19 protein-coding genes and 1 tRNA gene are annotated in these 21,087 nt (G+C 47.3%); 6 read left to right on the top strand and 14 right to left on the bottom strand.

The window, feature by feature from the left end; genetic code table 11:
* Positions 1-21 precede the first annotated feature (21 nt).
* The 8 genes from pth to nagB form a co-directional block, all read right to left on the bottom strand.
* A complete protein-coding gene (pth, locus tag DESAL_RS14830; protein ID WP_015852795.1) occupies positions 22-639 on the bottom strand; it encodes an aminoacyl-tRNA hydrolase in 618 nt (205 codons plus the stop codon).
* A gap of 75 nt (positions 640-714) precedes the next feature.
* Complete coding sequence (locus DESAL_RS14825) at positions 715-1,305, bottom strand: 50S ribosomal protein L25 (RefSeq protein ID WP_015852794.1); 591 nt, start codon at positions 1,303-1,305, stop codon at positions 715-717.
* A 67-nt stretch (positions 1,306-1,372) separates the two neighbouring features.
* Positions 1,373-2,317, bottom strand: coding sequence for a ribose-phosphate diphosphokinase (locus DESAL_RS14820; RefSeq protein WP_015852793.1), 945 nt, complete (start codon positions 2,315-2,317; stop codon positions 1,373-1,375).
* Between the two features lie 39 nt (positions 2,318-2,356).
* Positions 2,357-2,432, bottom strand: a tRNA-Gln gene (locus DESAL_RS14815).
* Positions 2,433-2,468: 36 nt separating this feature from the next.
* Complete coding sequence (gene ispE, locus DESAL_RS14810; RefSeq protein WP_015852792.1) at positions 2,469-3,338, bottom strand: 4-(cytidine 5'-diphospho)-2-C-methyl-D-erythritol kinase; 870 nt, start codon at positions 3,336-3,338, stop codon at positions 2,469-2,471.
* A gap of 93 nt (positions 3,339-3,431) precedes the next feature.
* A complete protein-coding gene (locus DESAL_RS14805) occupies positions 3,432-4,874 on the bottom strand; it encodes a DegQ family serine endoprotease (RefSeq protein ID WP_015852791.1) in 1,443 nt (480 codons plus the stop codon).
* Between the two features lie 224 nt (positions 4,875-5,098).
* Complete coding sequence (locus DESAL_RS19845; protein ID WP_015852790.1) at positions 5,099-5,737, bottom strand: class I SAM-dependent DNA methyltransferase; 639 nt, start codon at positions 5,735-5,737, stop codon at positions 5,099-5,101.
* A gap of 100 nt (positions 5,738-5,837) precedes the next feature.
* Positions 5,838-6,635, bottom strand: a complete 798-nt coding sequence (gene nagB / locus DESAL_RS14795; protein WP_015852789.1) for a glucosamine-6-phosphate deaminase — start codon at positions 6,633-6,635, stop codon at positions 5,838-5,840.
* A 167-nt stretch (positions 6,636-6,802) separates the two neighbouring features.
* Here nagB and DESAL_RS14790 point away from each other — a divergent pair, with 167 nt between their 5' ends.
* The gene (locus DESAL_RS14790; RefSeq protein WP_015852788.1) at positions 6,803-7,177 is read left to right on the top strand and encodes a hypothetical protein; all 375 of its coding nucleotides are present in this window, start codon (positions 6,803-6,805) and stop codon (positions 7,175-7,177) included.
* 71 nt (positions 7,178-7,248) lie between these two features.
* Here the strand turns inward: DESAL_RS14790 and DESAL_RS19840 are convergent, their stop codons facing one another.
* Complete coding sequence (locus DESAL_RS19840) at positions 7,249-7,962, bottom strand: GntR family transcriptional regulator (RefSeq protein ID WP_015852787.1); 714 nt, start codon at positions 7,960-7,962, stop codon at positions 7,249-7,251.
* A 297-nt stretch (positions 7,963-8,259) separates the two neighbouring features.
* Between DESAL_RS19840 and DESAL_RS14780 the strand changes: the two genes are divergently transcribed.
* The 5 genes from DESAL_RS14780 (at position 8,260) to DESAL_RS14760 (ending at position 13,457) form a co-directional block, all read left to right on the top strand.
* Positions 8,260-9,270: an amino acid ABC transporter substrate-binding protein gene (locus DESAL_RS14780; RefSeq protein ID WP_015852786.1), complete on the top strand. Its 1,011-nt coding sequence runs from the start codon at positions 8,260-8,262 to the stop codon at positions 9,268-9,270.
* A gap of 72 nt (positions 9,271-9,342) precedes the next feature.
* Positions 9,343-10,722: an amino acid ABC transporter permease gene (locus tag DESAL_RS14775; protein ID WP_015852785.1), complete on the top strand. Its 1,380-nt coding sequence runs from the start codon at positions 9,343-9,345 to the stop codon at positions 10,720-10,722.
* A 2-nt stretch (positions 10,723-10,724) separates the two neighbouring features.
* Positions 10,725-11,828 carry an amino acid ABC transporter permease gene (locus tag DESAL_RS14770; protein WP_015852784.1) on the top strand — a complete coding sequence of 368 codons (1,104 nt, stop codon included), beginning with the start codon at positions 10,725-10,727 and terminating at the stop codon, positions 11,826-11,828.
* A gap of 12 nt (positions 11,829-11,840) precedes the next feature.
* Complete coding sequence (locus tag DESAL_RS14765; protein WP_015852783.1) at positions 11,841-12,620, top strand: amino acid ABC transporter ATP-binding protein; 780 nt, start codon at positions 11,841-11,843, stop codon at positions 12,618-12,620.
* 9 nt (positions 12,621-12,629) lie between these two features.
* A complete protein-coding gene (locus DESAL_RS14760) occupies positions 12,630-13,457 on the top strand; it encodes a glycerophosphodiester phosphodiesterase (RefSeq protein ID WP_015852782.1) in 828 nt (275 codons plus the stop codon).
* Between the two features lie 76 nt (positions 13,458-13,533).
* On the opposite strand, the gene DESAL_RS14755 is transcribed toward DESAL_RS14760, so the two are convergent.
* The 5 genes from DESAL_RS14755 to DESAL_RS19835 all read right to left on the bottom strand — a co-directional run bounded on the left by DESAL_RS14755 (position 13,534) and on the right by DESAL_RS19835 (position 21,079).
* A complete protein-coding gene (locus tag DESAL_RS14755; RefSeq protein WP_015852781.1) occupies positions 13,534-14,820 on the bottom strand; it encodes a dicarboxylate/amino acid:cation symporter in 1,287 nt (428 codons plus the stop codon).
* 230 nt (positions 14,821-15,050) lie between these two features.
* A complete protein-coding gene (locus DESAL_RS14750) occupies positions 15,051-16,112 on the bottom strand; it encodes a KamA family radical SAM protein (RefSeq protein WP_015852780.1) in 1,062 nt (353 codons plus the stop codon).
* Between the two features lie 578 nt (positions 16,113-16,690).
* A complete protein-coding gene (gene corA / locus DESAL_RS14745; protein ID WP_015852779.1) occupies positions 16,691-17,755 on the bottom strand; it encodes a magnesium/cobalt transporter CorA in 1,065 nt (354 codons plus the stop codon).
* Positions 17,756-17,785: 30 nt separating this feature from the next.
* Positions 17,786-18,817, bottom strand: a complete 1,032-nt coding sequence (locus DESAL_RS14740) for a TIGR00341 family protein (RefSeq protein ID WP_015852778.1) — start codon at positions 18,815-18,817, stop codon at positions 17,786-17,788.
* Between the two features lie 27 nt (positions 18,818-18,844).
* Positions 18,845-21,079, bottom strand: coding sequence for a mechanosensitive ion channel family protein (locus tag DESAL_RS19835; RefSeq protein WP_197528753.1), 2,235 nt, complete (start codon positions 21,077-21,079; stop codon positions 18,845-18,847).
* Between the last annotated feature and the right edge of the window lie 8 nt (positions 21,080-21,087).

The raw sequence follows: 21,087 nt of genomic DNA, 5'->3' as shown, positions 1-21,087 counted from the left end.
AACTGAATTGTAAAAAATAGTCTACGGTTCGGTTTCAGGAAGATCAGGCATGAAACTGTTCATGAACTGGGTTGCCGTTCCTTGACCGCGCCTGAAATGCAGGTTCAAACCTTTGATTGCCGCCTGTGACATCTGGGCAGCTATCGCAAGTTCCTGCGTATTAAATTCCTCAAGTACATAGTCTTTGACCTGTGAGGAAAATTCCGGACGGCCGATACCAACCCTAATACGGAAAAAATTCGGAGACCCCATCTTCTCCTGAATAGATTCAAGTCCGCGGTGGCCGTTATTGCCACCACCTTTTTTGAATTTCATTCTTCCGCAGGGAAGGTCCAGTTCATCATGGATGACGTAGACATCTGATACGGCAATGGAATATTTGCCGCAGATGGCTGCAACTGCTTTACCGCTCAGGTTCATGTAAGTGAGCGGTTTGGTTGCAAGCACGTTGTTTCCGGCTAAATTGAGGCTGAAAAGTTCGAAGTCGCCGGAAATACCCATTTCCTTGAAGCGCATGCTTTTGCGGGATTTTGCCACTTCAGCCAAAGCATCAACTGCCATAAAACCAATGTTGTGTCTGGTTTTGGCGTATTCAGATCCGGGGTTACCCAGTCCTACGATAAGTGCTTTGTATTCCATGATAAAGTCCCTGCTTAACAAACGGCAAAGGCCCCGGATAAACCGGGGCCCGAAAATGAGTATACTTGTAAAGACCTATTCTTCTTCAGCTTCTTCTTCAGCAGCTTTAGAACCGCGGCCAGCGGCACAGCGAACGAGTGCGAAGTTGTTGTCGAAAACAACGGAAGCACCTTCGCCGAGGTCGATTTCGTTTACGAATACGGTGTCGCCAACGTTCATGCTGTCGATGTTAACAACGATTTCAGCAGGAAGAGTTGCAGCAGTACAAGCTACGGTGAGCTTGGGACGGTAGATAGCCATACGGCCACCGAGTTTAACACCGGGAGCTTTACCTTCAGTTACAACGGGAACGTCGACTTTGAGGGTACGGTCTTTGGAAACACCGAGGAAGTCGATGTGGTTAGGGCGGGGACGGACGGGGTCCATCTGCACTTTCCAGATCAGGGTGTCGTAGGTTTTACCGTCTACTTCGAGGCTGAATACGCGGGTGGTACCGACCTTACGGTACATTTTTACGAATTCGTTTTCGTTAACGGAAAGAACGAGGTTTTCGCCGTCCTGAGAATAGAAGACAACGGGAACCATACCCTGATTGCGGAGCTGGCGGTTTGCGGATTTACCGGTTTTGGTACGCAGCTCAGCTTTGAAGGTTACTTTTTCAGACATTATTTTCTCCTTATGGTTAACCTGCTGCCGCTCAAAAAAGACCGGCAGAGGGTGGGAATAGGCAGTGTTATACGAAGAGTACGCTTACGGAGGACTCGGAGTGCACGTTGTGAATGCACTTGGCGAGAATTCCGGCAACGGATTTGACTTTGATCTTACCGTTGCAGTTAGCAAGCTTTTCTTCGGGAACAGGCAGGGTGTCGGTTACAATCACCTCGGAAAAAGGTGCTGCTGCCAGCCTGTCGATAGCCGGTCCGGAAAGAACCGGGTGGGTTGCGCAGGCAATTACGTCTTTAGCGCCGTGGTCCATGAGAACCTTGGCTGCCTGGCACATGGTGCCTGCGGTGTCGATCATGTCATCCATGACCACGCAGACTTTATCTTTAACTTCGCCGATAACGTGCATGGCTTTAGCCTGGTTGGGAGCGTCGCGGCGTTTGTCAACAATAGCAAGGCCAGCGTTCAAACGTTTGGCGTATGCTCTTGCGCGCTCGGTTCCGCCTGCATCAGGGGAAACCATAACCATGTCTTCTTCGCGGGTGCGCAGTTCGTCCAGAAGGACGGGCGCAGCGTAAATGTTATCTACGGGGAGGTCGAAAAATCCCTGAATCTGGCCTGCATGCAGGTCGATGGTAACCAGGCGCTGCATACCTGCAACAGTCAGGCAGTCGGCACAGAGTTTTGCACTGATGGGTGCGCGGGGAGAAACCTTGCGGTCCTGTCTGGCGTATCCATAGTAAGGAACAACTGCAGTTACTCGGCGGGCACTTGCTCTTTTAAGCGCATCCAGCATGAGACACAGTTCCATGAAGTGAAAGTTCACCGGGTCACAGGTAGACTGGACTACGAAAACATCGCAGCCGCGGACGTTATCCTGAATTTCGATGCGGATTTCACCATCACTGAATTTTTCACGCAGACAGGGAGTAAGTGTGCTGCCGAGATGGTCACAGATTGCTTCTGAAAGCGCCAGATTTGACGAGCCGCTGATAATCTTGAGTTCACCGTTCATGTCGGTCTCCAACTTGACCTCTCGGATGAGAAATGAATTTGGCAGGGATGGCAGGACTCGAACCCGCGAATGCGTGGACCAAAACCACGTGCCTTACCAACTTGGCGACATCCCTGCACAGATTATGTGAAATATATCTATATTAAAATTTTCAAAACCTGTGAAGAACAGAGTCAACGTTCATTGATTTCAAGTCAGTGGCAGCTGCTTTAGCTGCTTCATCGTCTTTAAAGAAAGAGATGATACTTGCCCCGCTTCCGCTCATGACAGCTCCGCAGGCTCCGTTTTTCAACAGATATTCCTTTGTCTCCCTGATTTTGGGAAACTCGGGAAGGACAACTTCTTCAAAGTCATTGAACAAAGTCACCCTCGTTTTGGAGGCCGTTCTATTATTACCGCAGGCTGACGTTGTCAAGTCAAAGGCGTCACTTTTTTTGAAATTAGCGGACCGGTCACGATTGGACCATGCCTTATATGCCCATGCGGTATTCACGTGCACATCCGGGCAGGCTAATAACGCGGTCAGGCCGGAAAGGTCAACCTCTGAGGGCGATAAAATTTCACCTATTCCTTTTGCCCATGCCGGACCATCCAGTAAAAAGAAGGGAACATCCGCTCCAAGTCCCGCAGCCAGTGCGTTCAGCTTATCATGTTCCAGCCCCGGACTGTCGGGGTGAGTGTTCAGGAAACGGAGCATGGATGCAGCATCGGAACTGCCTCCGCCGAGACCGGCCCCTGTGGGTGTGCGCTTGATCAATTCAATGTGAAGCCCCGGACGGAATCCGGTTGCCTCAGCATATTTATCCCAAGCTTTATATATAAGATTGTCTTCCGCCGGAAGGTCGAAATCCGCACAGTGGATAGTGCAGCCTTCTCCGGTTTCGGTCACCTCAAGGGTGTCAGCCAAAGCCGGGAAGGGGTGAAAGAGGGTGTCCAGCTCGTGAAAGCCGTCATCTCTTTTGCGGACGATTTTCAAGTAGAGATTGACCTTAGCCGGGGCGGTAAGAATTGTTTTGTTCATGGGCTGTCTCATAACTTAAAGATTCTGAATTAGGAAGCCCCGTCCTGAGGTCGATCAGGACGGGGCCGTTGAGAGCTAACAACAGTCGGGAGACTATTTGTCTTTCAGTTCTATTGTCCGGAAAATGTTATGGCCCTGACGTTTCAGGAGCAGCATAACCAATCCGCGTTTTTTTCCTTCAGTATTGATGATCTTTTGCAGATCTTTGATGGAATTAACTTTATGCTGGTTGGCTTCAATAATTACATCACCAACTGCGATAGCGGCATCTTCGGACGGAGTTCCCTGCATAACTTCGATAACCAGCAGGCCTTCCGGTCTGTCCAGTCCAAGGGAGTCCGCTTCAGCCTTGCGGTTGACCCTGCGGACAACCAGTCCGAGGTCATCAAGGTTTTCTTCCGCTGCCTTGGGTGACATCTTCTCGGCTTCTGCTACAACATTCTTACCGTTGCGTTCGCCAAGCACGATGCGCAGGTTCTTTTCCCGGCCCTTGCGCCAAACTTGAACACTTACAGCCTTGCCCGGAGGCAGAGCTGCTACGGTGCGCAGCAGGTCGTTGGTGTCATCGATTTTTTCGCCGTCAATCTTGAGGATAACGTCACCGACTTTCATGCCGCCCTTATCAGCTGGGTCGCCGGGATTCACGGAATTGACCAGTGCGCCTTTTTCATCTTTAAGACCGAGCGCTTTGGCTGTCTTTGCATCAGCGTCCTGAATGGTTACGCCCAGCCAACCGCGGCTGACCTTGTGATCGGTCTTAAGTTGCGAGATGACGTTTTCAGCCATGTTGCTGGGAATGGCAAAACCGATTCCCTGACCACTGGCAATAATTGCGGTGTTGATGCCTATGACTCGTCCTTTCAGGTCGATGAGCGGTCCACCGGAGTTACCGGGGTTGATGCTGGCATCGGTCTGAATGAAGTTGTCAAAAGGACCAGCGCCGATGATCCGGCCTTTGGCACTGATGATTCCTTTGGTTACGGTATGTCCCAAACCGAAGGGGTTGCCGATAGCCAGTACCCATTCGCCCACTTCGGCTTTATCCGAGTTTGCGAACTCAAGGAAGGGCAGGTCTTTTTTCACTTCTATTTTTAAAAGGGCAAGGTCGGTTTCTTTATCCCGGCCGATGATCTTTGCCGGGTATTCGTGACCGTCATTCTGTAGCTTCACAGTGATTTCATCAGCAGAGGCGACCACATGGTTGTTTGTGACCACAAATCCGTCTTTGGAAATGATGAAACCGGAGCCCAGTGAACCTGTTTTGCGTTTCTGTTTGGGCTGTTTGTTGTTTCCCCGGTTATTGAACTGCTTGAAGAAATCCTCAAAAGGATTGTTTCCGTCTCTGCCGTGGAATTTGAAAAAGTCTTCCATGGGGTTGCCCACTTCGACCATTTTCACAGTGTTGATGTTGACCACGGCTGGGCCACACTTCTTAGCCAGTTCCACAAACGAAGGCAGTCCGTCCGCATGTGCATATACGGGCAGGATGAGTACAGTGATGAGAGTAAGTAATCCAATGTAGCGTTTTAATTTCATGTAACCTCCTCGTAATGCCGCCCGGAAAACGGGATAGGCAGCACTTTCTTGAGTATAGTCTTGTTTTTTTAAATGTAAATAGCGGGGCGGAGATTATACAACTGAGGCGGGTGGTTTTGTTCGCAGGAAGCAAAATTCAAATTTGGGCTGATGTATTAATATTGATGTAACTGGTTTGGGCTCTGCTAATAAGAAGAGCCCTTCTAGGGCTCAGGTATGATGGATTATAGTTTTTGCACTACGTAGGCACGGTAGGTTCGTTCCTGTCTGCCGATGGAGGATGAGCTGAACTTTAAAGAATTCAGCTGCTCAAACCCGCACTCTTGAAATAATCTGTTCAGGTCTTTTTGTGAATGGTAATGGAATTTAACTTTTGAATTATTGTTGTTTTGGCAGCTCAAGACACAGCTTTCCACTTTTTCTGAATCAGCTACCACAAAGCTGAAAACACCGTCTTGTTTGATTATCCGGTGTACTTCATAAAAAAAGGTTTCAAGGTTGCTGAAAAGATGGGTTAATCCTGTAGATACGGCATGGTTTACAGAGTTATCTTTCAACGGATAGGGAGCCGCGCTGACATCGTGCTTTGTCAGGCTGGCGGTAAAAGATTTTTGAGCGCAGACTTCAAGCATCTCACTTGAAAAATCAAGTCCGTGAACTTCAAGCCCAGCCCGGTGGAAGAGGATTGAAGACAGTCCGGTCCCGATACCAACATCCAGAATACTTTCACCCGGGTTTATATAGCGGTAGGTAAGACCGAAGACGATATCCGGGTCTAGCCAGTTGGCTTCTAATGTTTTTTGGTCATATTGCTGAACATGATCCCCGGTGAAAGCTTTCCGTACAGTGGTTTTCTTATTCATTTGGTCCTCCCTCAAGGTTAAATGAACAGAAGCTTAACCGGATAGGAATAAATAATCAGCCCGGAAAGCGAATAATTTTAACCGATTTTAAGGGTTGCATTTATTTGGGGTCTTGCAGGTTATCTACTTCTATTTGTTTAAAATACTTAAGTGTCTTGACTTTTAATTCCATAGTAGCGTCTTCATCGCAGACGAGGATTCCTTTGCGATGCAGTTGCAGAGCGGAGACGGTCCAGAGGTGGTTCACCCCATGCTCCACTGCATAAGAAACGGCAAGGGCTTTATTTAAACCGGAAGCAAGGATGATTACTTCCTTTGAATCGAGCAGAGTCCCTACTCCCACGGTGAGAGCGTATTTGGGAACCTCTTCCATATTATTATTGAAAAAGCGGGAGTTGCCCATGCGTGTTTCAAGGGTCAGGGTCTTGATGCGGGTGCGGGAGGAAAGCGAGGAGGCCGGTTCGTTGAAGGCAATGTGTCCATCAGTTCCGACTCCGCCTACGAAAATTTGGATTCCGCCGTGGTTGATTATTTTTTGCTCATAGGCTTCACACTCTTTCTCCGGGTCGGGGGCGTTGCCGTCCAGTAGGTTTATATTTTCCTTTGGTATATCAACATGGTTGAAAAAGTTTTCATGCATGTAATAGTGATAGCTTTGAGGATGGTCCTCGGGCAGTCCGACGTATTCGTCCATATTAAAGGTTACAACATGTTTAAAGCTGACTTCTCCGGCCCGATGCAGGTTTATCAGTTCCCGGTACATACTGATGGGGGTCCCGCCGGTGGGAAGTCCCAAGACAAAAGGATTTTCAGCGCTTGGTGAAAATGTTTTGATTTTTCCAGCTATATAACGGGCGGCCCACCAGCCCGGATTGTTTTTCAGCGGAATTAGTCGCATGCTTGCCTCCATGCATTGAACTTATTCTTAATTAGAAATGGTCTATCAATACTCTTATTTCAGCTACAGTATATGGACTTTTTGGGCAACATGAGGGCGTACCTTGACGTTTGGAAAAACCGTTAATATTCCTAGCGCACAAAGCTTGAAACAATTTTGGAGAAGATATGGACCAGTCAGCTGATTTGAAGGCGGAATACGAAAATAAACTTAAGGAATGCGAGAAGAACGGAGATTCCAAAGGTAAGGCAGAAACCCTTTATGAGATGGCAAAGCTCGAGATCAGTGAAGGCAATCAGGAGCAGGCTCTGCTTATGCTCATGGAGGCTTATTCAAGGTTTCAGAAGCTGGGTGAATCTAAGGGCCATTGTTTTGCCGGGGAATTGCTTGGACAGCTTCTTTTTGTCTCCGGCAACATCCAGGATGGATTAGCTGTTGTGCGCGAATCTTTTCGGGGATTTACAGAAATGGGTATGACAGAAGAAGCAGAAAAGACCGGCCAGTTGCTTGCCGTGATGGAAGAGCATGCCGCCGGACAATAACTATTTGTGTTAAAACAAAAAGGCCCGCAATTTCTCGGATGAAATTGCGGGCCTTTTTTATGGGCTGAAAATTAATTTTGGTCCACACGCAGTTCAATGGCATCAAAACGCCAGTACTCGTGTTCGACCGTGAGCACGGTATCTTTGCCGTCAGTTTTGATGCGGCGTACATAAATTCCCGGAGAACCGTGAGTTATTCCAAGGTGTGATGTTACATCCCTTGGCAGCAGGAGCGGTCTTATGAGCAGGTTTCTCTGCTTCAGGCTAAGTCCGTAATCTTCTGCAACAACCTGTGTCATAGCGCGCTGGGCTGTTTTAGGAACAATTCCTTCCAGTTTTTCAGCATTCAGATAGTTCAGGGTTCGGGCTACCTTCTGGTCATCAAGGAAGAAGGTGTTTTCCATGGAATAGACTTTCGTCCCGGCTGCAAATCCATCATCCGTATATGTTTCCATATCTTCTTTTATTGTGATGATGCCGTTGTCTTCGGTGGTCCAGTCCGCTTTGCGTCCTTGAGACGCGGCCAGTTGAGCAAAGTTGACGTGGTCTGCGGGGTTGTAAACCATGCGGACGGTATTCACATACCAGCCTTTTCGTTCCAGTCTGAAAATTTTACCGTCCCGCTGTAATTTCAGCAAAGCGTGACGGATAGTATTTCTGTTCAAGGACAGTTCTGCGCAGAGGGTTCTTTCGGAGGGAAGTTTGTCTCCCGCCTTCAGTTCTCCTGAAGCCAGACGTTCAAGGATCATGTTCTGCACTATTTCGTAATATCTGGTTTTTTTCATAATTTAGTCATGTTTTGAGCGTTCAAGATCCGAACTTGGCACATAATTTTTTCATAGTCATCACGAATTTGTAACTTTTTTTTGAAAAACTGGTTTAAACCAGTTGAGCTGTTCTTGGCAACAGTGTATCACGGTTGCATACAGTGAGTTAACAGGATGACTGTCTTCGGAAGTGGAGTGGACTCCACGGTCGGCGGGCAGCAATATCTATGCAGCGCAAATCCGTATTATATGTTATACGGACTGGAATTCCCTCACAATGTTGCGTTGTGAAGTTTTGAGGGTGGAGGTAGTTAAATGGCTCTTTTTCGTACTTCTTTCATTTGTCTGATGATTGTGGCTATGGCATCCATTGCTCAGGCCGGCACCTTGGATAACGTCAAGAAAGACGGCTTTCTCAAGGCTGGAACCCACATTGAAAACCCCGGTTTTTCTGCGCTGGACAGCAATGGTAAACGTGTTGGTTTTGATGTTGATTTTATCCGTGCAGTTGCTGCAGCAGTGAATGTTCCCGAAATCAAATACACCCCGCTCACATCCAAAGAGCGTCTGCCTGCTTTGCAGTCCGGTGAAATTGATATCCTTTCCCGTACCACCACCCACACCATGAGCCGTGACGTCAAGCTCGGCCTCGATTTTACCGTGACCACTCTTTACGATGGTCAGGGTATGATGGTTCGTAAAGAACTCGGCATTACTGATGCTAAGGATCTGGACGGCGCAACTGTTTGCCTGCAGACCGGTTCCACCACCGAACTTAACATTTCCGACTTTTTCCGTAAAAACGGCATGAGCTTTACTCCTGTTGTTTTCGACAAACAGCCTGATGTACGTAAAGCTTATGACACCGGCCGTTGTGACGTTCACACCACCGACGTTTCCGGTCTTGCTGCTCAGCGTTCCCTGATGGAAAAGCCTGCTGAGCACATCATTCTTTCCGAAGTTATCTCCAAGGAACCCCTCGGTCCTGTTGTACGCCACGGCGACAACCAGTGGTCCGACATTGTTCGCTGGACTATCTGGCTGACCATGGCTGCTGAAGAAAAGGGTGTTACTCAGGCTAACGTTGAAAAAATGTTCGCTAACAGCAAGGACCCCGAAGTACAGCGTATGCTGGGTAAAACCGGTTCCCTTTGGACTGACCTCGGCCTTGATAAGGACGCTCCCGTTCGCATCATCAAGACTGTTGGTAACTACGGTGAAATCTTTGACCGTAACCTCGGTCCTAAAACTCCCCTGCGCATGGAGCGCGGACTCAACAAGCAGTGGAATGAGGGTGGCCTCATCTACGCACCGCCTTTCCGCTAGGTCTTTATAATGTAGTATTCGCGCCGGGATTTTTCCCGGCGCGTTTTTTTATTTTAATAAAAGGTTTTTTCTATGTCCGAACGTTTCGCACCGCAGGAAAAGGTTCCTTTCTGGCGCAGTCCGCAGGGAAGGGCCTGGATGTTCCAGCTCTGCATGGTCGGTGGTTTTCTCTGGCTGGCAGTTTCCATGTACCGGAATACATTGGTCAACCTTGAAACTCGTGGTATCAGTTCCGGTTTCGGGTTTCTGGGCAATGAAGCCGGATTCCGTATCGGCGAGGTAACCGGAATCCCCCTACCGCAGGGCGGATTGCTCTGGTTTCTGCTCAGCCTTGTGGCCGGGCTTGCAATTTCCCAGCTTATTTCACGTCACCTGAAGAGTAAGTCAGATAGACCTATGAACAGCAAGTGGCTCTCGGTCTGTCTTATGTTCAGCATCGGGTTACCCTTGCTGACACTCTATGTCTTCCGGGACAGCGTTGAAATTGCACACTATACTGAATCTTCAAGCTATTTCATGGCCCTGTTAACCGGGCTGGGCAATACTTTGAAAGTTACAGTTATCGGCTGTGTGGCTTCTACCATTCTCGGGCTGCTGGTGGCGCTCGGACGCCTTTCTCCTAACTGGCTGCTTTCCAATATCTGCCGCTGGTATGTGGAGCTTAACCGCAACCTGCCTGTGCTTCTGCAACTCTTCTTTTGGTATTTCATCGTCTTGCAGCAGTTGCCCAATGTTCGCAAGTCCATTGATCTCGGCGGCTGGTTGATCCTTAACAAACGCGGACTTTACATGCCTGCATTGGTTCCGCAGCAGGGTGCATGGATTTTTTGTGCTGCCGTTGTTGTCGGATTTGCCGCTATCTGGATCATCCGCAGACGGGCCAAGCGTATTCTTGATGAAACAGGCAAGTCTGTAAAAACTTTATTTCCTTCACTTGCTGTGCTGATCGGCCTGCCCGCAGTGGCCTGGCTGCTTGGTGGACAGCCGTTCACTCTCGATTTCCCCGTGCTTAAAGGCTTTAACTTCAAGGGCGGTACCGGGCTTACACCGGAATTCACCGCACTGGTAGTCGGGCTGACTGTCTATGTATCCGCCTTCAACGCCGAGATCATCCGTTCCGGTATTGAAGCTGTATCCAAGGGACAGCGCGAGGCGGCCCGTGCTCTGGCAATGAATGAGCGTCAGGTCATGCGTATCGTTATCCTGCCGCAGGCTATGCGTATCATCGTTCCGCCCATGACCAGTGAATATCTGGCGATCGCCAAGAACAGTTCACTAGCGGTTGCTATCGGTTATCCGGAATTTGTCAGTGTCGGCGGAACTATCCTGAACCAGTCCGGTCAGGCGGTTGAGATTGTGGGTATCTGGATGGGTGTTTACCTGTGCATTTCCCTGTTCATTTCTTTTGGAATGAATATTTACAACAGCAAAGTAGCGTTGGTGGAGAGGTAGGTATGGCCCAAAATACTCCAGTCAGAAATATTCCTGACAGACAGCCCCCGGCAACTCAAGTGGGGGTAATCGGCTGGGTGTGCAAGAATCTGCTCTGCCCTTGGTACAACGCTGTGCTGACCATTGTTTCCTGCTGGGCCATCTGGTCGGCGGTGGCTCCTTTCTGGGAGTGGGCGGTAACCAATGCCTCCATCACTCTCGACCCGGAAGTTGCAAAAGAATACTCCGGGGCGGCATGGGGATTTATCCGTGACATGTGGCCTGTGTTCATGACCGGGGTTTACCCGGCTGAAGAGCGCTGGCGTCCGCTGATCGCTCTGTGCATCGTGGTGATTCTGGTCAGCCTCAGTCTTGTGGCATCCTATCGCCGCAGCAGGTTGCTCAAAATTCTCTGGTTTGTTTCGCCCATTGTTGTTTTCGCGCTTGTTTACGGCGGCGAAATTGTCGGTCTTCCCGTGGTTGGAACCCACTATTGGGGCGGCTTGATGCTGACCATCATGCTTTCCATTGTCGCTATGCTGGCAGCTTTCCCTATCAGCGTGCTGCTCGCCTTGGGCCGAACTTCGGACATGCCTATCGCGAAGCCCTTTTGTGTGGCCTATATCGAGCTAATCCGTGGTGTGCCTTTGATCACCATTTTGTTCATGGCTTCCGTAGTTCTGCCCTTGTTCCTGCCTGCGGGTATGGAACTGGATAAGGTTCTGCGCGCCTTGGTCGGTATCACCATGTTCTTTTCCGCTTATCTTGCGGAGAATATTCGTGGCGGTTTGCAGGGCATCAGCAAAGGACAGTATGAGGCTGCTGACGCGCTGGGTATGAGCTATTGGAAAAAGACCATCGTGGTAATTCTGCCGCAGGCTCTGCGCATTGTTATCCCGCCCATGGTCAACAACTTCATCGGAATCCTGAAAGATACTTCCCTCGTTGGCATCGTAGGTCTGGTGGACCTTCTGCAAATCGCATTCGCCACCACCTCCAACCCCAAATGGTTCGGCAGGCTGGAGGAAGCTTACGTATTCATTGCCTTCTGGTACTGGATTCTTTGCTACGCTCTTTCCAGTTACAGTCAATACCTTGAACGCAAGATGCCTTCCGCAAGTAAATAGAGGAGAAATATAATGACAACCGCACATATAAACACAGCTACACATCTCGGGGACAGCCCGGTTGTGATCGATATACAGGGCCTCAATAAATGGTACGGGCAGTTCCACGTACTGAAAGATATCAACCTTCAGATTCGTCAGCAGGAGAAGGTGGTCATCTGTGGACCTTCCGGTTCAGGTAAATCAACCCTAATTAGGACCATCAACAGGTTGGAAGAGCATCAGGAAGGTTCCATCGTTGTCGACGGTGCACCGCTGACCAATGATGTGAAGCAGATTGAACGTGTTCGCCGCGAGGTAGGCATGGTTTTTCAGCAGTTCAACCTGTTTCCGCATATGACCATTCTGGATAACGTTATTTCCGGTCCTATTCATGTGCGCAACATGCCCCGCAAGCAGGCTGTTGATCTTGCTCATTCTTACCTTGAGCGAGTCGGAATTGCAGAGCAGGCCAACAAGTTCCCCGGACAGCTTTCCGGTGGTCAGCAGCAGCGCGTGGCGATTGCCCGTGCCTTGGCTATGCAGCCTAAGATCATGCTTTTTGACGAACCTACTTCAGCCCTTGATCCGGAAATGATCAAGGAAGTTCTCGATGTTATGCGTGAACTGGCTGAGCAGGGCATGACCATGATCTGTGTCACCCACGAAATGGGCTTTGCCCGTGAAGTGGCCGATACCATGGTTTTCATGGATAAGGGCCAGATCGTTGAATACGCTCCGGTGAAGGAGTTCTTTACCGCGCCCAAAGAAGAACGCAGCCGCATGTTCTTGGAGCAGATTTTGAATCATTAGGATTATATAATGTCTTTATCTTTAATAAATGAACGTCCATTGATCTGGGCGCACCGCGGGGGACGTTCCCTTGCGGCTGAAAATACACTTGCAGCTGTACGCAAGGCCAAAGAGACCGGGGCGGACGGCTGGGAGCTTGATGTGCAGGTCACCAAGGACGGGGAAGTCATTCTCCTCCACGACCTCAATTTGCTGCGGTCCACCAATGCCAGTGTGCATCCTTTGTTTATAGGTAATCCTCCGGCACTGCCGTGGAGGTTCAGCCTTACTGAAATAAAGGAACTCAGCGCTGATGTTTTTCCGCGCCGTTTCTGCCCGCCCAAATATATTGAGCAGCCTTGGCGGGAACTGCCGGAAAATCTTCCTTCTGATTTGCGAATCCCCACTTTGATTGAGGCTCTGAAAGTAAGCAGGGATCTGGATATGTGGATCAATGTGGAGATTAAGGACCTTAGCAAAGCGGTCCCGAATTCACTTGCCGGGGATATTGTGGAAAAGGTGCTTGGAGTTATCCGGGCGCAATCCATGGATGATCAGGTGGTGGTTTCTTCCTTTAATCATGACTACGTGCGCAGAAGTAAAGAAGTTGCCCCGCATATTCTTACCGGGGTGTTGACTGAGCATAAATATGCCGGAGATCCGCTTGAGGCTGCCCGCATTGCAAATGCAGACGCTTGGCATCCGGGCTTCCGTTATCTTACTGAGGATAAGGTCAAGGCTGCGCGTGAAGCAGGATTGGCAATTAATCCGTATACGGTTAACGAAGTGGAAGATATGAAGCGGCTCACAAAGTGGGGTGTGACCGGGCTGGTTACCGATTATCCGCAGAATGCATAGAACGGTTTTAAAACTCAATTAAAAAGGCCGATTCCAGATGGAATCGGCCTTCTTTTTTGCGTTGTGGTACAGGTGGTTATTCCTGTGTAACTTCGCGGGCTTCCCAGCATTCATGATTAATTTCATTTTCACTGTTGGCTACTGCACAGGTTACGGCGAGGTCGCCGGTAACGTTGGTACAGGTGCGGCCCATGTCGAGCAGGGCGTCAATGCCGAAGATCATGGCATAGGCCAGTGCTGTGGGTGAGCCTGCGGTGATTTCAAGACCCACGGAGTTGAGCACGATCATGAGCATGATTGCGCCTGCGCCGGGAATACCGGCAGTACCGAGAGAAGCCAGAACAGTGGTCCCGATGACGGTTATCTGCTGGCTGGCGGTAAGGGGTTCACCGATGGCGTAACCGATGAACAGAGCACATACACCCTGATAGATTGCGGTACCATCCATGTTGATGGTTGCACCCAGCGGCAGGGAGAAGGAATAGATGCTTTTGTCTACGCCCAGTTCCTTGTCGGCAACTTCCATGCTGATGGGCAGTACGCCGCTGCTGGAGCGGGTTACGAATGCGGCAATGGAAGCGGTTTTAACTTTCTTGAAGAAGTTGATCGGGTTTATCTTGAAAAGCAGCAGGCCACCGCCGTAAATAAGGAAGATGTGGCAGGCAAAAGCGAGGTAAGTCGCAATTACGACTACTCCCAGCGGTCCGGCTGCTTTGGATCCCTGAGCACCGAAAACAACGGCGATAAGCGCGAAAACACCGATGGGAACATACTGTAGTACCCAGTCGATGATGATGTACATTACTTCAGCAAGACCTTCGAAAAGGTAGAAGAGGGAGTCCCCTGCATTCTTGATGCGTGCGTCTTCACTGTGGCGCAGCATGGAGATGGCAATACCTGTGATGATACAGAAGAAAATGGTGGAGAGAACGTCACCGGTGGTAATAGCTGCAAACGGGTTTTTGGGGATGATGTTGATCAGGATATCGAGAAAGGATGTTGCCTTGGGAGCTGCGACTTTGAGGGCTGCGCCTTCTGCGGCCAGTTCAAGACCGTTACCGGGCTGGAGAATGTTTCCGAAAAAGAGACCGATGGCAACCGCAAATCCGGTAGTCAGCATGTAAAGACCCATACATTTAGCGCCTACTTTACCGAGCTGGCTGGGTTTTACACTGCCTGCGCCCACGATGATGGTGGAGACGATTACAGGCATTACGATCATTTTCAGTGATCGGACCAATATATCTCCCAGCGGAGACAGGATTTTTGCTTCAGGACCTAAAATAAGTCCTGCAATGGCTCCTAATACCAGACCGATAATGATTCGAATCAACAGGTTACTTTTGAAGTACCAAGAAAACATCTTCCCTCCTGATGTTAGTTAAGAGTGTGCTCAAAAAGAATTTTCAGATAAACAAAATTTCATTTATCGAAAAAATATGTGGGATTTTGAATGAAATCCGGAAAAGTGTAGGGTTTGATAGCAGTTCTTGGTATTCTTCGCAAGGTTGTGCTCAGTACACAAAAAAGGGCTCACGATCTGTGTCGTGAGCCCTTGTAATTCTGAATATTTGTTTCAGTTGAATAATTTTTCTAATCTTTGATCACTGGCATAGTGGTTGTCTGCCAGCGGTGGTTGCGGAAAGTGTATTCTTTATCGTTTTTATCTACACAGTAGTAGTCCGGCATAAGCGGAATTTTACCGATATTGGTCGCGCATACATACATGGGCTGTGCAAGACCGGTGGTGTGCCCTCTGAGGCCGTCGCGGATAAGCTCGGCTCGAGTGCGAAAATGGTCGATGCCGGGCGCAGGCTCACAGTAAAATACGTAATAGGGACGGATGCGGTATTGTAAAAGCTTCTGGTGAAGGTGACGGAAGGTCTCGACGTCGTCATTAATTCCTTTGAGCAGTACCATCTGGTTGCCGACGTTTACTCCGGCGGTTAACAGATCGTAAACTGCCTTACGAGTTCGCGGAGTCAGTTCTTTTGGGTGGTTGCACTGGGTGTTCAGCCATACGGGGACTTCGTGGTCGCCTCCCAGAACTTCGAGCAGTTCAGGAGTGATGCGTTGCGGCATGGCGATGGGAACACGACTTCCGAAACGGATCATTTCGACATGGTCAATTGAGCGCAGGCTTTTTAACAGGTGATCAATGCGGTCATCAGAAAGGAGCAGCGGGTCGCCACCGGTAACCAGTACATCCCGTATTTCTTCATGTTCCCTTATCCAGTCTATTCCTTCTTCCAGATCAAAGCGCAATTCCAGATTCTTATCTACAACCAGTTCTTTGCGGAAGCAGTGGCGGCAGTAGTTGGCGCAAATATCAGTGACGGTAAAGGCAATACGATCCACGTATTGGCGGGCAATGCAGTCCGGTCTTTTTTCCTCGGTGTCACGATTTTCTTTCCAAACCAGATAGTTGTCGAGGCCAAATTCATTTTTGGTTTCCTTGAGAGAAGGGATAGCCTGCATGCGGATAGGGCAATTGGGATCGTCCTTATCCATCAGCGAAGCCATATGCGGAGTTGTCCCCCACTTGGTGTTCAAAGTGTTTATGGCCTCCTCTTCATCGGGAGTGACGTTAATGTACTGTTTTAAACGTTCAAGGTTATCGACCATGTTTTTCATCTGATCTTTCCAGTTTTCCATTGAAATTATCCATGTTTGTTTAGCGAACAACGGTGTAATGGAGTGGTGGCTTCGCTTTGCAGCAGCCTGAAACGGAAAAACCCCACAAAAGTATGTGGGGTAACTATGTTTCAAGAATTATGCATTTTGAATTGGTAAATAATTAATCGATAAAAATAGACAAAAATGCGAAGTTGTTATCACTCGATAGGATAAAAAATGGTGCATTATAATTTTACTATAGTTTTTTTCAACGCTGTTTTTAGCTGTAAACTAAGCTGTGAACGAAGAGTACTGAAGTAAAATTATCTGCTTCTAAAAAACATAATGTCTAATACTGTTGTTTTTAGATTTTTTTACACTTTGTTCGTGTTTAAATGGACGTAAATAAAGTTTATTAATTAAGTCCGGGAGAAGTTTGAACAGGTATAAGCTTTAGTCGCAAGGCTACCTATTGGGTATGTATGGGGTACTCAATATACCCATGAGCGTTGTGGGTGATCATGAATATGGAAGATTTAATATGCAGATGCCTTAACTGCCGTTGAAGGTAGATTCAACGGCAGTTACGTGAGGTGTAGAAGGATAGGATTACTTTTTTAAAGCCATTTTTTAAGTTTAAATAATACCAGCATTCCGGCAGAAATTGCGCCCATAATTATGACTGACAGGTAAAAGCCGTGGGGGGAATTTAGGCCGGGGATAGTCGTGAAATTCATTCCATACAGCCCGGCAATAAAGGTCAGCGGGATGAATATTGTAGAGAAGATAGTCAGGAATTTCATGGTCTCATTCAAGCGGGTTCCCATGTACATACTGTAGGTGGTGAATAGATCACCGAGAATATCTTTATAGATTTCCAGCGAATCCAAAGCCTGATCCATCATGTTCAGCAGGTCTTTCATGTAGGTTGTTGTGTCATCAGAAACAAGCTCAGAATCAAGTTTATTAATTTTTAAGACAATCTCTTTCACCGGGCGAATTGATTTACGAATGTATGCAATTTCTCGGCGATAGAAATTTATGCTTTCCAGATGTTCCGGACAAGGTTCAACGGTTACCTCCTCTTCAAGGTCCTCAATCCTTTCACCTGTGATTTCTATCACTTTAAGGTAGTTTTCAAGGACACAGTCCAAAAGCGTATAAAAGAGGTAGTCTGTGCCGTTGTTTCGTATTTTGCTTTTGTTCTTTTTAAGCCGCTTGTGGATCGGATCAAAAATGGTATTCGGCTGTTCGTTGAATGATATCAGGTGATTTTCCTGTAGAATAAAGCTGACTTGTTCGGCAAAGATTTCCTGATCGGCATCGCCTAATACTAGTATTTTCATAGTGGAGAACAGATAATCCTGATACTCCTCGATGAAAGGGCGTTGCCCTGTATCAAGTATATCTTCCAATGCCAGCGCTGAAATATTAAAGCACTCACCGAGTTCTTTTATCAGTTCAGAGTCGTGAATCCCGTCTATGTTCAGCCATGTCTTTTTTTTGCTTTCAGATTCTTCTGAAATATCGGCCAGCGACTCCATGGCAGTGTCGGTCAGGTTGGAACTGTCATACTCAATAAGCCTGAGTTCAGGCGTGGAGATTTTGTGTTGTCCTGTGAAAATCAATGATCCAGGAGGCAGTCCGGCCTTTTGATCCTTATTTCTTAGAAATCTTGCCATAAATTCTCCTAAATAATCTTTGGGACATGCTTATTTAACTAATCCAAAGTATAAAAGAGCACTTAAGATTGCCAACAGAGCACCCCAAATCGCAATAATTTTTATAGATGATGCTTTTGCCTCCTCCCGTTTCCACCAAGTCAGCGGTTGTACTCCCATTAGCAGAAAGGAAATCACTCCTGAGAGATTGAGGCAGATTATGTTTGCAAAAAACAAAGTGGCGGCACCCATGGCGTGTGAAGTGTGGCCTGCTCCTAAAAATAAGCCACAGGCACTGAGAGGCGGCAGTAGAGACAGGGCGACCATTACCCCGACTAAAGAGGTTGGAACTCCTAATGTGAAAGATATGATCCCGGCTGCCCCGGACACCATCGCCAGAATAATATCTGAAAAATCAGTCGAAGCTCTTGAAATTAGTTCGGAAGAGTTTTCATTGATGTCCACTCCGGTAAACACCCCGGTTGCGAACGTAATGGCAAAGGCCAGTAAAATGCCTACAACAAGGGTTTTGGAGGATGTTTTTGCAAGATCATTATCCCCGAGTGTTGTGGCTAACGACAGTCCTACGTTCGGTGCCAGCAGGGGGGCTAAAACCATTGCCCCGATTATGATTGCAACGTTGTTTTTCAAAAGTCCTATGACTGCGACTATTGATGAAAAAATTATGAGCAGAATGTAGCTTCGGGACAACACACACGTATCAAGCACATCGGTATAGAGCTCTTCCCGGCTTAATCTGTTTTGTATCTTTTTCTGATTGTTTTTCTGATTGTCCTCGGCAGGCGGTTCCTCTTCAATTTCTTTCAGTCTTGGAATAGTAGCTTCAACAGGAAAGACAACTATGCGGTATTTGTCTTTCCATGTAAAAAAGGACTCTAGACGATCAAGTACATTCTCGGATTCCTTCACATCCATAACAACCTTGAATGTAAGGGAGTGCTCTTCCTCATTTGAAGAAATCCAAAAAACATAGCCTTCATCAGGACGATGCTCGTCAAGAGTTTTACATATTTCATCCTTATCTTCGCTCGGGGCTATTATCTCAATGACTCGAAGCGGCATGATCTTCCCCTATTCTTTGACTTTCGGTTATGCGCTGCCTTTGGAAGGTTTAGCCTCAGGCATGTTTTTAACATGAATATCCAATTGCGGAAAAGCTATCTCTATGCCTTCTTTCCGGAAATTGTTGTCTATTTCAAACCGCAGATCAGACATTGCTCTAATGGAGTAATCAATGTCATCGATCCAGACTCTTAATATGAAATCCAGACTGCTTGAGCCGAAATTACTGAAATGGACATAAGGTTCAGGCGTTGCAAGGACATGTTCGTTTTTTTCGGCAATTGCTAGAAGAGTGCTTTTAACCTTAGCTGTATCAGAGCCATAGGCAACTCCCACAAGGATATCCCGCCGCAAAGTCGAACTGTTTTTGGTCCAGTTGGTCATCTGGGTTGTTACAAGGTCGGAGTTGGGAATCATGATTACCGCATTTTCAAATGTTTCAACCAAAGTTGTGCGGATGTTGATTTTCTGCACAGTGCACCAGAGGCCGTTAAGCTCGATAACATCTCCCTGCTGGATAGACCGCCCAAACAGCAGAATCAGTCCGCTGATGAAGTTGTTAACTATATTCTGGAGGCCGAAACCGATACCGACACTAAGACCACCGGCGATAACGGCGATGCTTGTAAGGTTTACCCCGAGAACTCTCATGGAAATTATCACAAACAGTGACCATACAGTGTAAGTGAAGAGAGTTTGCATCGAAGGTACTGCGCCGCGCTTTCCTCTGGGCCATCTATTGCCTACATGTTCTATGGAAACATTAAACGCCGCTACACAGCTTTTGGTTATGAAAAACAAAACAGCCAAAGAAACAATACTACCTATTGTCAGGGAAAATCCATAAATATTGATCTGTCTGGCCATTACATCGTCAATGGCAGTCGGCCCAAGGAAGATTGTCAGCCAGTAGTAAACAATCAAAAAGGCAATCCCCCAGCCTAGAGGAACAGCAAGACCGCTGATTAATCCTTTGAGCAGTTTTTCTCCTTTTTCTGTGCTTACAAACAGAATCTGTCCCCATAATCTTCCAAAGGAACGTATAAAAATTCCAAGGCACAATAGAATAGCAACCAGACAGGCCATTCTTCCGAAACCCAGGAAGGAAAGGATCACAAGTGGAGTAATGAAGCTGATTTTTTGAGTTGATCGAACCAGTCCCTTAAATCTGTTTTTACGCCATGCGTTTGTTGAGCTGATCGTCCATGAACCGAAGGTGAATAACAGAAAAAATATAGTAATATATTTGCTGGGGACGTGTAGTGAGATCATAGCCACACTTATAAATAACAGCACTGACATCCTGAAACTGCCGCTGGTGACTAAAAATTTATCACGAGACAGGAATTTGGAAAGGCGTAAAATGGAATAAAAGAATACGCAGAAAACAAAATATGAGAACAGCTCCAATGTTCCTGTGGACACAAGCATGTTAGCAATACATAAAGAAATACTGAACAGAGCAGTAAAAGTGTAAATTCTTATTTTCCTGTGTTCGTGAAGTATTGAATAGCGCCACGTAATTGTTTTCTGAACTAAACCTTTAATTGAAAAGCAGATGAAAAGGACAACGATTAGAACAGAGAAATGTTTGAGCCATTCACTTTTGTAATTTTGCAGAGCTGCTGTGTATTCAGCTTTTCTCAGCTGGGCCCAATTATGCAGTGAAAAAGATGTTTCCCAAAAATCAGAGCTGAATATGGGAGTTTTTCCTGTCAATAGGTAAGCTTTCCAGAGCTGAAGCAGGTTTTGTTTTTCTCCTTTTTCCAGCTTCTCTATCCGGTCAAGCATCCTCACACCTTGCGCATCCAATAGGTTGATGCGTGAAAGTTGTTTTTTGGATTTTATGCGTAATTCGGATACTGATTTGAATCTTTCTCGATAAATAGCGATTAAATCTTTAGGAGTGCCTTCCGGCATGCTGGAAGCCAGCTGTTCAAATGATTTCAGAACTTCAATTCTGGACAGACACTCTGATTTGGCATTTCTTAATTTGTCGACGATTTCTTGAATATCATCTCGCAAATCATTCAGAGTATTTTTTACAAACTTCCTTTCTATTGGAGAGGTTGCAGATGCTCTTTCTGAGATAAAAAGAATTTGCGAACGTTGAAGTAGTTTTGCAAATTCTTTTTGCGACTGAACAATCATATCCTCAACGCTCGCATAAGTCGCAAGCTCTTCAGCCTCAAAAGCCTGATAGTTCTGCACTCTGCTCCGTAAAAAATCATAGTCCTGATTTGCAAGTGCTGAAAAAGACACGCAAAATC

This window comes from Maridesulfovibrio salexigens DSM 2638, from assembly GCF_000023445.1.
GTDB lineage: Bacteria > Desulfobacterota > Desulfovibrionia > Desulfovibrionales > Desulfovibrionaceae > Maridesulfovibrio > Maridesulfovibrio salexigens.
Note: the sequence above shows the minus strand (reverse complement) of the source record. Positions and strands in the feature narration are given on the sequence as shown.